The following is a 13,161-nucleotide window of genomic DNA, read 5'->3' as shown; positions in this document are numbered from 1 at the left end:
ACCCAAGTCGCCACATTCCCGAGCATATCCACCGTTTGAACTCGCCGTCCCCGACTATCAAACTTCGTCCAGGAGGGGTTTTCCCAGGCATCCGTTTCGTGCGCGAGACCAGGAGCGTAACCAAAGTACGTTGGCTTGAGCGCGTCACCCAACGGCTGTTGGGCCCAGACTCGATGGAATACGTCGTAGAGGTTGACCACAACAACGCGATCGAGCCCATCCCGGACGCTCAAGATCTCTTGATGCCCGTAAGTGTCCATCTCGAACGAAAGGACTCCGCCATCAGCATCAACCATATCAAAGGTACTGCCACGTGAATACGTGACGGACCGTCCTGTGCTATCTGTGACTGAAGACAGCGCACCAAGCGTGTACCCAAAGGTCAGCGTGCGGTTGTACGCATCAGTGACCGACGCCAAGCCATCATCAGCATAGGCAAACGTACACTCGTTTCCATATTGGTCCACAATCTTGCTCGCGTGGGCATTCGGGCCACCGAACTCGATCGAATTCCCGTGCTTGAACGAAGCGGTAAAGACGCCCTCCGGCGATTTCTCGAGGGCTACGCGGAACCGCGACGGGCTCATATAGGATCCATCCGACAACCGATGAAACTCGATGCGCCGCTCACCCAAGGCGACGGTCACCTTGGCCTTGAGGACCTGCCGGGTCGCCCAGCGCGCAGCGATCACCCGGAGCGCGACCTCCTTGGCGGTCGGAATTTTGGTGACAGTATCCAACAAGTATTGGGCGGTCACCCAATAGGGTGCGATCTCGGCAACTGACGCCGTATGGATATCAACGTCGCTCGCGTGCCGTTCAGTGGCATAGATGTCATATGAATGCGTCCATCCGTACCCAATCTTGGCGGTATTCTGCAAACGCCAGTTGGTAGAATAGTGCGGCCGGTAATCGAGAGCCATTGGCGCCTCGCCGTTGCCGACCTTTAGGCCGGGCCCATCGTACAGAAAGGCCCCCGTGTACACATCGACCGGGTCGGCCGCGGTGTGCTGCGTGACAGGATCGGAAACTGTAACCGAATTCTGCGCCGCCTGACTTGGCGCCGATGTCACGTTGTCCTTTCCGCCGCCGTTAAAGCCGTTCTGGATAATCCACGCCCCAGAGTGCGCCCAACCGTTCCATACATCATTCGGCGTGGGCGTAATCGGAAGGAATGCCCCGCCTCCTTCCAACCCGTTGCCATCCGATATTGGAATTATCCGCTCCGAACTCACAAAGGCCATGTTCCCGGCTGTGACATGTTCAACCACACCAGGGAGAACACCTCCCGCGATTGTTGGCAGCACGCTGCCCAGGTTGGACGGTGTAAGCCGCAGGATCTTCTTCCCCGAACGCAGAGCCGACTCCAAAACTGACCCGGTCGAAGTCGCGGCTCCGTCCGCTACTTCCTCCAGACACAGATGCTCGGTCGCGTTCACCCACGGGAGCGTCGACTCCCAGATCGCACCAAACTCGTACAGACCGTCCCGTCTTCGTCCGTCCGTGTAATTTCCGTACCCATCCACCCAATAATTCGATCCTCTGGCATGATAGAACCACACCGAGCCCGAATTTGCCACATCTCGCCCGGTCAACGCGGAAATGACCCTGCAATAGTTCTCATCGTGAACGGCTCGCTGCAGGCCAATCACGGCTAACGTGCGCAACAACGCGGTTTCTGAGCTGGCGTTGGTAGCAACTGCTTCGGCCTGAAGCCGTGCCATACAATTCAGTTGGCCACGCGAAGACGTCCCGTTCGGTAAAATCAGAGTGCATCCGTTTCGGCTCACACCTGCCACTGTCTTTGTGATCGGCTCAGTCGGCGATTCAGGGTAGGCACGCGTGTGCGTGATTGAAAGCAGGCTCGCCGGGTCAACTGCGCCGACCTCATACATATCCAATACGCCATCTCGGTACAGCGCAGCACGACCATATCTATCGAAACACACATAGAGCAGGTGGTCACTTATGTCGCAAAGGTGATAAGTGACACTGCCTAGGCCGAGAACAATCGTAAGGTCGAGCGACCGGTCCTCTGGAATAGCAGTCCAGCTTGAAATCTCTATCGCCCCTGGGGGGGCCGATGTCGGCAGCGCCACGACCGGCGATTGCGCGAGTATAGCGATCCCCAGCATTTCACGTGCATCCTTTCCATGATAGCCTTGCGCAGCGCCGTTAACGAGTGCGGTGGATAGTGAAGAGAGCGCTGCATACATTCCATCAATGTTTACATTAGAAACCTCGTCAGCGGAGGGAACGTTGCCGCCCGCCGTCGTGGCGACTGCACTCGCCGAATAGCTCGGGACAACAGATGCCAACGCAACTGGAGCAGAACGCACGCTGCGCTTGAATGCGGGATCCAGAACATACGTAATTCCCTCGATCACCGCCTGGACCACCACTCGCCGGATAATCACGCTTCCTGTCTTCCGCGTATGCGGTATCCCGAGCTTCGACAGCGCAGAATCAATCCGGCTTGATTCGCAATGCCACCAGTCGGCGATCTGGGCATCCGTATACTCCACATCCATCTCCTTATACGAAACATCCGTCGAAGGAACGCCCGCCTGTTTCAGTAATGAAACCAACAAGACACACTGGTCATAGTCATTTCCGCTCAGTTCCATCGCCGTCAGATGGGCACCCTGCCGGAGTCCGAAATACGGCACGTACTCGACCGTCGTCAGCACCCAATTGTAGATGGCGAGCGGCTTCTTAAGTAGGCCACCCACAATTTCCTCCAGCAGAGGAGTATCTTGTTCGCCGAGTCCGAGCGTGCCGGTCGCGGCATGGGCCGGCACCCCGCCAAGGCTCATCCCCAGCACGGCATAATTTTTCTTCTCCGCCCTAGCACGAAGGGCTGCATCTCGCTTCGCTTGCGCGTTGCGAACCTTTAGTACATCTCGTCCTTGTATAGGTTTAGCAAATTGTTCGTTCTTCGCTCGTGCCGCGTGATCTCCACTCCGGAGCTTCTGGCGCCAAGCGCTGCCTTCAGACCAGTCAACGACTTCGAAACTCCCAGCGTCGTCAGGCGAGACACTGGCTGCCTTGGCCGTCGTGCTTGGCAGTGCACTCCAGAGTAGCGCCGCCACAACTCCCATGCCAATGGGGCCTCGGCTAATATGATCCATGACACCGCGGCACGCACGCATGAAGTCTCCAAACCAGCCGCATTTTGGAGCAAAGCACTTCCCCATTGTGAGAGCATCGATCATGGCAGGTTGAGCTGAGTTTCCGGATTTCATGGGTGAGTTGCCTTGATGTTACCTTCTGCGTCGATTTCCGAATATTTCCCTCCCGGTGACTCATCAAGATACCCAAGTTCACTATACTTGAACCTGTGTACCCATACGTCGTCCGCGCTAAGTGGATTCAGGCCCAACGCGATTTCTACCGCGTTCTCCACGCCGTCGTTATCCTCATCGCCTGCCGCCCGTAACACCGTGACGACAACCGCCATCGAGTCCGCATATCCATAGCTGTTCTCAACCCGGCATGAATAGCTACCCGAGTTTCCCACCTGAGCGTTCTGGATCACGTACGTGGCGCTGTTCGCGCCCGGTATCGCAACGCCATCCTTCCGCCACTGGTACTGCAGCGGATCGCTTCCCGTCGCGGTTACGGCGAGCGCCACCGTACCGCCCTCGATCTTCAACTGCGCCGAAGGTTGACCAGCGATGGTCGGACTCGAGCCGATTGGCGCAAACCCCGCCGTAATCGACATATTTCGAGTTACCGTCACTGACAGCGGCGAAGCACTCCCAGTGGCATCGCCTGACCACCCGTTGAACCGAAATCCGGCGCTGGCGGTCGCCGTAAGCGTTGCCGTTGTTCCGCTGTCATACGTCCCTGCACCGGTAACAACACCTCCGGTCGTCGGGCTCGCCGCGACGGCTACGGTGTATTGCGGCGGTGCCATAACCATAATTGCAACGCTAGCCTCAGTTGAATCAATATAGTTGATGTCACCCTTGCGGGTGACTGTTACCGATCTCGATCCGATTTCATTGAATACTACCTCGCAAGTGTCACCGCTGCCCTGTGCCGCACCACCCCACATATAACTCCCGGCCCCACTCCCACCGTTGGCCGTGAATTGTATCGACGCCCCTCTCTGCACGGTCTGCGCCCCCGGGGTAATGGACACGGCCGCTTGGTTCGCTCTTTCGATGGTCCAGGAGTATTGACCGTTCCCGGAGTAGCCGCCCGTGGCGGTGGCGTACGCCGTGTACGTCCCCGCGCCGGTGGCGCTATACGTGCCGCTCGTGGAGTACGTTGCGCCCGAGGGCGACACCGATACTGACACCGATTTTGGACTGCCGTCGTAGGTGAACGGCCCCCCGGAGAATGAAAACGTCGCGGTCCGCTGCGGTACCGTAATCTCATAGGGCTGATAATTTATCATGATCCGACCGACGATTGGATCCACCTCATTGCCTTCATGGTTGGCGTCAGCCAGCTGGCCCACAAAGAACGTGTATGTCCCCGGCTCTGTCGTCCAAGGGGAGGAACCCCAGTTAGTCTTGCCCGCCACGTTGTACAGCAGCGCTCCCGTCCCGCTCACGGAGTTGCCGTTGATCGCGGGTGTCCACGACACCCCGCTTTCGACGTTCGGATAGTTCTGACTCGTCGGAGCTGTCATCGGTGCTCGGTTGACCGTTACGGTCACGGTGGCAAAAGCGGAACGCACGTTCGCTGAGTCCGCTCCGCGCGACCTAAAGTAGTACGTACCTACACTAGGTGGCGTGTAGGTGATGGTGCCGGTTGCACTGCTCCCTGAAATCACCCACGCGGTCGTGCCTGACCAGTTATTCCACCCGCTCGTCCAGTTTGAATTATCAGTGGAGACATCCACTGCTTGGTCGACCAGGTTCCCGTCGGCATCCTGAATCGTGGAAGTCAATGTGATGCTCTGGTTGTAGTAGGGCGAGGCGTTCGACACAGATAGTTCGCTTGTCGGCGGATTGTTCGCCGCCACAACAACCACCAGGTGAAAGCCACTGCCCCAGTCACCCGTACTGGAATAGGCTCCCTGACTATCCTCGGCATCGGTCCAGAAATACCAGTCGCCATCCGTATCGAGCGTCACATTCCGGACCACCGCACCAGATCCGCCGGATTGCGGGACAAATGCTCCACCATTATCGAAAAACCCGGTCGTCGCATTCCAGATGTTATAACGAATACCGCTCAGGTTTCCGTCGGCGTCAGTAGCCGTGTGGCGTACCGTCAGCGCGACCGAACCGCCATAAGGGCGGGTGATCGTCTGCCCCGCGCTTCGTCCGTCGACAGAGATCCCCGGCACGGGAGCCCGGTTCCCGGCAACGACGTCGATGTATTGATAACCAGAGCTGTACTCGCCTTCGTACGACTGGCAATCAGCCAACCAGTAGATTCTACCCGCCGCCGTTTCGTTGCCACTATCGCTCAAGGTGAGCGTGTCCCAGGAATACCCATTCCCGTACTGCTTCGGCGCTGATCCGTTGTACCATAACGTGACGGAATACTGGTAGTCGTATTCGTAGTCGGGTGCCCAGTAAATATCTACGGATACATCGTACGCCGTGCCCACGTTAACCTGGGAGGGCGTGGTCCATGTATAGGAGAAGGTCGCCTCCGCGATGTTGGCCGTGAGGGCCAGAATCACCGCAGCGCCAAGCCAGAGCCGTTTCATGACTTGCCTCCTTTCGCCGCCAGAACTTCCGAGAGTCTCGACACCGGACCCACATGCCCGTCGACCGCTCGGATCACACCCTCTCGATCAATCACATAGAGCGATGTGGGAAGCACCAGATGGAGGTCCGTTGCCACCAGTCCGTCCAAGCCTCCTCCGTCATAGACTTGCCAGCCTGGGGCACCGAGCGTTTTGGCGAGGACTTTTGCCTTCTCCTTATCCGGATCGAGGTTGATGCCAATGAACCGAACCTCGCTACCGCGCGCCAGGGATTTGACGAGCCGGATAAACCCCTGATCGGTTGCTGACCACGAATAGACGATCAGCACCTGACCACGTGACTGCGCAACCAGCCGCTCGGCACCGCGAAGGTTCAGCTTGGTTCCGACTAGTTTGCTTCGGTCAACAACGCGCTGAGCGCCTTTCTTTATCGACTCCGATGCGCCCGACCTCAGCAGTTGTTCCGCCAATTCACGCCCGCGCCCTGGTTCCTCGGCTTTGGCGACGGAGAGCTGATAGCCATACCCCTCTGGTTCCTTCGGATATGCCGACATAAGACGCTGTGCATGCGCCGCCTGCGCCTTGAGCAGCTCCGACCGCGACAGATGCTGTGCCTGCCCAAAGTCGGCTTGGACGACGGTGATCTCTAGCCCAAGGCGATCACGAACCGCGTTACCTCCGTCGGCGATATATGACTCGGCCCGTTTGCGCGTCGCGCTCGTGATTTTTCCCTTCGCGACATGGATCAACGCGGTCAACTCGATCGCCTCCGCCGACCGCGCATTGGCGCTTCCAGGAAAGTCCTTCCTGAACACCGCGGCTTTCGCCGCAAGGGCCGCCCAGTCCGTCGAACGTGACGCGCCCTTGTCCTTGCCCGCCTGCTTGCCCGGGAGGGCATTCACGATCCCGTTCCACGCCGCTCCGGCGTCCTGGACCTGCCCTGAGGCAAGAGTCAGGCTTGTCAATAGACCGGCAGTCAGCAGTGCAGTCTGGATTCTGAACGCGAAGAGGCGACAGATTGCTTTCATGAATGTTAACGAATTGGCCGACCGCGCGCGTCGGATGAGTGCAGAACGTGGAGGTACGCGCGTGAAGTGTTGTTAGCCCGAGAGCGCGGGCGAGAATGGCGACGGTCGAGAGGTGCTCGTCGCTGTGGGGTGGCGGGGTTGCCTCTCAGCATTCAGAATCTTAGGTATTATTAAAGCCGCGATTGCGTGGCAGCTGCAGCGTATCCAATATATAAGCGAAAATATTGTCGACTATTCGCTAGTTTCTCTTCGCGCCGCAGCCCCGCAGGAACCAGCGCGTCCGCTCATCACCTTCAGCTTTTCAGCCCTTCAGTCCTTCAGCCCTTTCCCGGGCTTCAGCCTTTTCCACCCTTGCGGCCCGAGGCCGCACGCGCAGGTTCACGGGCATGAGCATGGTCTACCGGACGCTGGGCAAAACGGGTCTCAAGGTGAGCGCGCTCTCCTTCGGCGCTTGGGTCACCTTCGGCAAACAGATCGGCGACCCCGTCGCCAAGGATCTCATGTACGCCGCGTACGACGCCGGCGTGAACTTCTTCGACAACGCCGAGGCCTATGCCGACGGCCAGGCCGAGCGCGTCATGGGCGCGATTCTCAAGGGCGCCGGCTGGCGCCGCAGCTCCTTCCTCGTCTCCAGCAAGGTCTTCTTCGGCTGGGAGGATGATCGCCCCAACCAGTCCGGTCTCTCCCGCAAGCACATCATCGAGGGCTGTCACGCCGCCCTCCAGCGCCTGCAGGTCGACTACCTCGATCTCTATTACTGCCACCGCCCCGATCCCGACGTCCCCGTCGCCGAGACCGCGTGGGCCATGCACGACCTCATCACCCAGGGCAAGGTGCTCTACTGGGGCACCAGCGAGTGGAGCGCCGCCCAGATCGCCGAGGCCCACCGCGAAAGGCGGGCTAAAGGGGACGGACATGTCCGACGCGAGACTGCGAGACTGCGGGGGGATCGTCAGTTGGTCCACTTGATTTCTGACATTGGAGGGCGCGAGCACACATCAGCCGGAATGTTCGGCGCCCATCGCGCTTCGATCGGCACCGCTTGCCCAACGTCGGCCCGACGCCGCACATCAAGGGGCAACTCCGCCCCGTGCGCGGCACGTTGACGCGTTCGACCGCCCGTTTGGTCAGCTCAGCAAGGCTCCGCGAAGCGGTCGCAAGCCGGCGATTTCACCCCATCCGGGGTCCGGCAGGTCATGGCGCTTCACTCGATGGGTCTGGCTGTGCTTCGTCCGGTACGCGGCGACATGTTCGTCGACGAATTCCCGCCCACCCAGGACGAGCCCCTCGCTGAAATACCGGATCCGGCAGCGGAGCACATCGGGCAGGCTCAGTTTCCCGCCGGCTTCCACCGCAGCCCGCACCTGCTCGACTGGGAGCGATGCCTTCCCGTCGCGCGGCGCGCCGCCGCTCGTGAACAGCAGCAGCCGATAACTGCACTGCGCCTGCTCCCAGTTTCCACCCACCACCGACTGCAGGCCTTGGCGCGCGGTGACATGGCCGCTCACCGCCTCAGCGTACCAGCAGAACCGGTAGTCCTTCGGATCCTTCGAGATTCCGGCGCGGACGCAGTTGAGATCGATATACGCCGCCACAGTCTGGACGACCCGCTCCTTGCCCTCAAGCAACTGGCTCTTGAACCGATCCGCCCACACGGGTCCAAACCGCCGATGTCGGGCGTTGTACCAGATCGAGAAACGCTCCTTCAGCAGCTTCATGTACTGAGATACGTCGTACATCAACGCCCGCTGCCGCTCGCGCCACGCCTGCGCGGCAGGGGTGTTCGCCGCCAGCCCGGCCTGGATCACCTCCAGCCGCGCAACTTGGTGCTTGGTCGGTTTCGGATAAAGCACCGCGTAGCGCCGGAGCAGTTCCGCGTCCGAAAGCTCCGGCCGCTGCGGCACCCGCACCAGCAGATGAAAGTGATTCGACATGATGGCATAGGTGAGGATCTCAACCCCGGCGAAGTCTGCCACCTGCCACATCTGCCGCCGCAGGATCTCCTTGTCGGTCGTGCCAAACATCCACTCCCCGTTCACCGTCCGGCTGATCAAGTGGTACACGCCCGGCTCCCGCTCCGAGTTCACTTTGATCCGCGCGCGCCGCATGCGCCTACGCCAATTCTTTTTTACCTTTTAGTCAACCCATTTGCATGTCTGTCCCCCTTGGCCATTTCGTCGGTTCACGAGGTGCCGGATCGACTCGGTTAACGTCTCTGCGGCCAGAGCGCTACCACAGCAAATGGTACCGCCGTAAGGGCGGATATCCACCAGGGTCGCGATGCGTAAACAAACAGCAGTACAGAGAAGCCGAGCCCGATCCGGGTGGACCTGAATCAGTCGGCGCTCGCCGGTCGGACCAAAGCGCCAACGGCGGCACCGGCGCCGACTAGCCCAGCAATTGCGGCCAACGCAACGATGTGAACCTGCCCCTGCATGACCGCGGAAATCGAGAAGTACGGCGACACAACGACCAGTGGGCCGATGGCGTCGGGTCGCTCCACCCACAGTGTGCAACAGAAGAAGCCGAGCATCAGCGCAACGTGTGTTCCGCGCTTCATGTCACTGTTCGGTCCGCCTCGAAGGCGTCGGTTTATCCACAACGGCCAGCCGCATCGCTGGACCCTTTGGCTCCCACCAAAAGGCACCGCCGTTCCGCAGAGCCGCAAGCTCGTCGCGGCCATCTATACGCATCTCGGCTTCACCGCCGGCAAGCTTTCCGGAACTGGAGGTGCCCTGAAGTGAGAACCACAGCGCGCCGCCCCGAACTTCATAGCGTGGCCGGAAGTAGAACCCCATCGACCCATACCGCCAATGCAGCGCATAAGCCGATCCGTTGCCCACGATTATCGGCGGCTCGGCAAAGTACGCGGTATCCCTGCAGGAGTAACCGGGTCCAAAGAAGAAACCAACACAGCCAGCGACCAACAGAGCGCCCACAGGAAGCACGAGTCGCAGGACGATCCTCAGGGACCCGAACATGTCGCGCGTTCCTTTTATTCCCCGGCTCCCGCTCAGTTCATCGGCACGTGGGCGCGGCGGAACTCGACCTCGATCGCGTCGATCGAGAGCTTGATCTCGTGCACGCAGATGCCGAGCGAGGAGACAAAGCACGCCAGCGAGCCGACGAAGAAGACCTGACCGACGATCGGAAAATTGTGGGATAGCGCGCCCATCGACAGCGCCGCGAGGATGCACGACGCCACGCCGAGCATCTGCATCCGCCGGATCAGGTGCAGCCGCCGCCGGATGTTCACCAGCTGCACCTCCCAGTGCGGCGCCGGATGCGCCAGGTGCTCGCGCAGCATCCCGCGCGCGACACTCGTCAGGCCGAGAAAGCGGTTCGTATACGCGAGGAACAGCAGCGAGATTGCGGGAAAAATCAGGGCCGGAAGGGTGGGATTCATCTGGAAGCCACGGAGTTCAGGGAATTTTCATCCGCGCCGCAAGGCCACGCACACCGCACCGCCCAAGGCGTCGGCCGCAAAACGGCGCATGGGAGCAACCGGAGCCGCGGCATCTCAAGGCAGGGCGGAGGCGGAGCACGGACGCCAGGTTAACCTCAGATTAGTCGGATGAAGGCAGGATATTGACGGAGCAGAGACGGATATTGGGTGGGCCACGAAGAAGCGCGAAGAGGCACGAAAATAGGGCCGGAGTTCGGGGCCGCGTAAAACGCGGACGCACGGAAGCCGAGTGGAGCGCGCGGCGTGTCGGGCGCGATGTGCGGAGACGAGCCTACGGGCCGAGCGGGTCCCGGAATTCCCGGAGAAACATGTAAATCAGGATCGCGCTGCCGATGATCTCGCTCGCCGCGATGCCCAACCCGGCCACCGCGCCGAGGTTCATCATCTGGAAGGCCAGCATCGTCGCGGATACCACCCCGATCGCCAACACGTACGCCCCAGTCAGGCTGACCGTCGTGGCCACCTCGCGGCGCAGCTGATGCACGCGCGCGAAGTAGAACCAGCACGAGCCAATATAGACCATCATCGACACCGTGCCGGTATCGTCGATCTGCGGCAGGTTCAGTCCGGCGTCGTAAAGGCCGTGCGCCAGCACCGTCAGCGGAAACACCATTATGAGGTCGTTGAGTCCCGCCCCACCCCGCGTGCAGGCCCGGAACAGCGCGAGTCCATTCAGGCCGGTCAGCGCCGCATGGAAGAAGTTCGCCGTCAGAAACCGCCCCTGCGTGGCCGTCATCTCCGACATGAGGAAGTAGCCGCCATTCTTCTCCACGGCGAAGCCGAGCCCGACGAACGTCGCCACCATCAAGGCCTCGAACTCATCGTCCGCCCGGATCAGGAACGGCAGCACCGGCACAAAGAGCAGGAGTTTGCAGAGTTCCTCCCGCAGGCCCACTCCGCCCACGTAGTACAGGATCGTCCGCAACGCGTCGCCGTCCGGCGCGAAGCCGAGAATCTTGTCCTGCAGGATCACCGCCCAGATCGTCGGCACCGTGCTCAGCGCCCCCAGGATCAGTCCGACGCCGCACAAGGCCGTGAAGCGCGACGCCAGCTTCGGCGCTTCGGCGAGATGGAAAAAGAAGAAGCTCCAGGCCAGGCCAACCAGCAGCGTCATGCCCAGCACGCGCGGCTCGAGCGTCTGCAGCTGCACCAGCGGACTGGTCCGCACAATCTGCCGCCAGTCCCGACGACCGATGGCGATCTCCAGCTTCAAGTACGTCGTGAAGAACGGCTGGTAGGCCGGTTCGCCCTGCAGCCGCTCGAGCCCGGCGTAGTCCTTGGCCCGAATGAGTGAGCGTAGCGCAAACGCGCGTGATTCCACCGCCTCGGCCCGCGCGCCCTCCGCGTGAAAGTGGGCAAACGCCGCCGCATAGTGCCGCAGACGAAACTCCACGCGACCAAGCGCATAGTGCGCGTATCGCGGCGGCTCGGCGCACGCCGCCAACTGCTCGAGTTCCGCGATCGATGCCGCGGCCTTCGGTCCCAGCGCCGCAAGATAGTGGTACGCCAGCTCACCCGGCTCGCCTGGAAACCGCCGCGTCAGCGCCGCCCGTGCCTCCGGCAACTGCGCCGTGCGCAGCAGCGGGGCCACCCGTGGAATCGCCCGGAATGCATCGGCGAACGTCAACTGCGGGTCCGCCAGTTGCTCCTCCAACACCCGCACGACCTGCACCGACACCTGGTTCAGGTCGTCGGACTCGGGCACGTCTTGAAAATCCTCGTCGTCGATATCCACCACCGCTCCGCCGCCCAGCGCGGCGATCCGCGTGCCGAGGGCCCACGGTCCCGTTGGCTGGAGCGCCGAGCCCACCGAGCCGACGATCGCGCCGAGGCACAACAGCCCCAGACCCAGGCACCAGAGGGCCTTTCGGCTCCGCGTGACCTCGTAGATCCGTCGGCGCAGCCCGGTCATGGGCCTACGCGTTCTGCAATTCGTAGCTCAGAACACTCAGCGCGTACACCGCCGCGGTTTCGCAGCGGAGGACCAGGGGGCCGAGCGTGATGGGTTCGAAACCAGCCGACTTCGCCTGGCTCATCTCGGCGGGCGTGAAATCTCCCTCGGGGCCGACGAGCCACACCACCCGCTTCGGCGCGCGGCCGTTGGCGGTCGCGTACGCCGCCAGCACCGACTTCAGAGACTTCGCACCCGGCTGCAGGCTCGCGATCAGCTTCAGGTCATAGCCGCGCGCCGCCTCGATGAACGCCGTGGCGTTCTGCACCGGCTGCACCTCGGGCAGGAACGCGTTGCCGCACTGCTTCGCCGCCTCGAGCGCGGCCGTCTGCCACTTCTCGATCTTCTTGTCGGAACGATCGTCGTCGAAATGCACCTGCGTCCGCTCGCTCTCCAGCGGCACGATCCGCGCCGTGCCGAGCTCCGTGGCCTTGCGCACGATCGCATCCATCCCCGGACCCTTCGGCAGCGCCTGCCCGAGCGTGATCTCGTACGGCAGCGGCTTGATCTTCTGTTTGAACCGTACCTTGAGCTCCGCGCCACTGCGCTTCGTGCTCGTGAGTTCGCAGATCCACTCGCTCCCGGTGCCGTCGAACACGACGACGGTGTCGCCCTCGCGGGCGCGGTTGACGGTCACCAAGTGATGGGACTCGTCGGCCGAGAGCGTGATGGTCGTGGGCTCGGCAGTTGCCGGCCGGCAGTAAGCGCGGAAGTCAGGCATGGCAAAGAGGCCGCCAGCGAAACGTTTTCGACCGCCAACCGCCAGCGGTTTCTCGGGCGCGGCGGCGGCGGCGCGATCGCCGCCGCGCCCGAAGTGAGAGTGAGAGTGAGGGTGAGAGTGGGGCCGGACCACGGAACGGGAGATGGGACCGCGAAAGGAACGCGAAAACGGGCGGTGGGCGGCGCCGGGGCCGCAGTCGAGACCCAGCTGTCGGCCACCTCGGATCTTCGCGTATATTCGCGTGTTTCGCGGTTTCATCTGCCTGGGTCCGTGGTCCGGTGGCCGGCAATTCGAAGACAGGCGTTAACCACGAATGGACAC

General features: G+C 61.5%; 8 protein-coding genes and 1 pseudogene. 2 read left to right on the top strand and 7 right to left on the bottom strand.

Going from position 1 to position 13,161, the window contains the following annotated elements:
• The 3 genes from DB354_RS22060 to DB354_RS15595 form a co-directional block, all read right to left on the bottom strand.
• Window positions 1-3,215 (bottom strand): hypothetical protein (locus DB354_RS22060; protein ID WP_146180277.1); only part of this gene is annotated, 3,215 nt, incomplete at its 3' end.
• Window positions 3,216-3,241: 26 nt separating this feature from the next.
• Window positions 3,242-5,674, bottom strand: a complete 2,433-nt coding sequence (locus DB354_RS15600; protein WP_107836552.1) for an immunoglobulin domain-containing protein — start codon at window positions 5,672-5,674, stop codon at window positions 3,242-3,244.
• Window positions 5,671-6,702 (bottom strand): hypothetical protein, encoded by a 1,032-nt coding sequence (locus DB354_RS15595; protein ID WP_107836551.1) that lies wholly within the window; start codon window positions 6,700-6,702, stop codon window positions 5,671-5,673. The genes DB354_RS15600 and DB354_RS15595 overlap by 4 nt, the downstream gene beginning before the upstream one ends.
• A gap of 392 nt (window positions 6,703-7,094) precedes the next feature.
• Between DB354_RS15595 and DB354_RS15590 the strand changes: the two are divergent.
• Window positions 7,095-7,589, top strand: a pseudogene (locus DB354_RS15590) (aldo/keto reductase); the annotation flags it as partial.
• Window positions 7,590-7,829: 240 nt separating this feature from the next.
• On the opposite strand, the gene DB354_RS15585 reads toward DB354_RS15590, so the two are convergent.
• Window positions 7,830-8,810 (bottom strand): transposase, encoded by a 981-nt coding sequence (locus tag DB354_RS15585; protein ID WP_107836550.1) that lies wholly within the window; start codon window positions 8,808-8,810, stop codon window positions 7,830-7,832.
• 327 nt (window positions 8,811-9,137) lie between these two features.
• Here DB354_RS15585 and DB354_RS22055 point away from each other — a divergent pair, with 327 nt between their 5' ends.
• Window positions 9,138-9,446: a hypothetical protein gene (locus tag DB354_RS22055; protein WP_146180276.1), complete on the top strand. Its 309-nt coding sequence runs from the start codon at window positions 9,138-9,140 to the stop codon at window positions 9,444-9,446.
• Between the two features lie 269 nt (window positions 9,447-9,715).
• On the opposite strand, the gene DB354_RS15575 is transcribed toward DB354_RS22055, so the two are convergent.
• From DB354_RS15575 to DB354_RS15565, 3 genes are all read right to left on the bottom strand, one after another.
• Window positions 9,716-10,108, bottom strand: coding sequence for a DUF2721 domain-containing protein (locus tag DB354_RS15575; protein WP_107836548.1), 393 nt, complete (start codon window positions 10,106-10,108; stop codon window positions 9,716-9,718).
• Window positions 10,109-10,439: 331 nt separating this feature from the next.
• On the bottom strand, window positions 10,440-12,080 hold the full coding sequence (locus DB354_RS15570) for a PrsW family glutamic-type intramembrane protease (protein WP_107836547.1): 1,641 nt from the start codon (window positions 12,078-12,080) through the stop codon (window positions 10,440-10,442).
• 4 nt (window positions 12,081-12,084) lie between these two features.
• The gene (locus tag DB354_RS15565; RefSeq protein WP_107836546.1) at window positions 12,085-12,840 is read right to left on the bottom strand and encodes a 16S rRNA (uracil(1498)-N(3))-methyltransferase; all 756 of its coding nucleotides are present in this window, start codon (window positions 12,838-12,840) and stop codon (window positions 12,085-12,087) included.
• Window positions 12,841-13,161: the final 321 nt, after the last annotated feature.

It is taken from the genome of Opitutus sp. ER46 (genome assembly GCF_003054705.1).
GTDB lineage: Bacteria > Verrucomicrobiota > Verrucomicrobiia > Opitutales > Opitutaceae > ER46.
This window is presented reverse-complemented; position numbering and strand designations above follow the sequence as displayed.

Excerpts from the sequence above, each read along its gene's own strand:
- DB354_RS15565 (WP_107836546.1), bottom strand. The coding sequence starts at position 12,840 with ATGCCTGACTTCCGCGCTTACTGCCGGCCGGCAACTGCCGAGCCCACG.
- DB354_RS15575 (WP_107836548.1), bottom strand. The coding sequence starts at position 10,108 with ATGAATCCCACCCTTCCGGCCCTGATTTTTCCCGCAATCTCGCTGCTG.
- DB354_RS15600 (WP_107836552.1), bottom strand. The coding sequence starts at position 5,674 with ATGAAACGGCTCTGGCTTGGCGCTGCGGTGATTCTGGCCCTCACGGCC.
- DB354_RS15570 (WP_107836547.1), bottom strand. The coding sequence starts at position 12,080 with ATGACCGGGCTGCGCCGACGGATCTACGAGGTCACGCGGAGCCGAAAG.
- DB354_RS15585 (WP_107836550.1), bottom strand. The coding sequence starts at position 8,810 with ATGCGGCGCGCGCGGATCAAAGTGAACTCGGAGCGGGAGCCGGGCGTG.
- DB354_RS22055 (WP_146180276.1), top strand. The coding sequence starts at position 9,138 with ATGACCGCGGAAATCGAGAAGTACGGCGACACAACGACCAGTGGGCCG.
- DB354_RS15595 (WP_107836551.1), bottom strand. The coding sequence starts at position 6,702 with ATGAAAGCAATCTGTCGCCTCTTCGCGTTCAGAATCCAGACTGCACTG.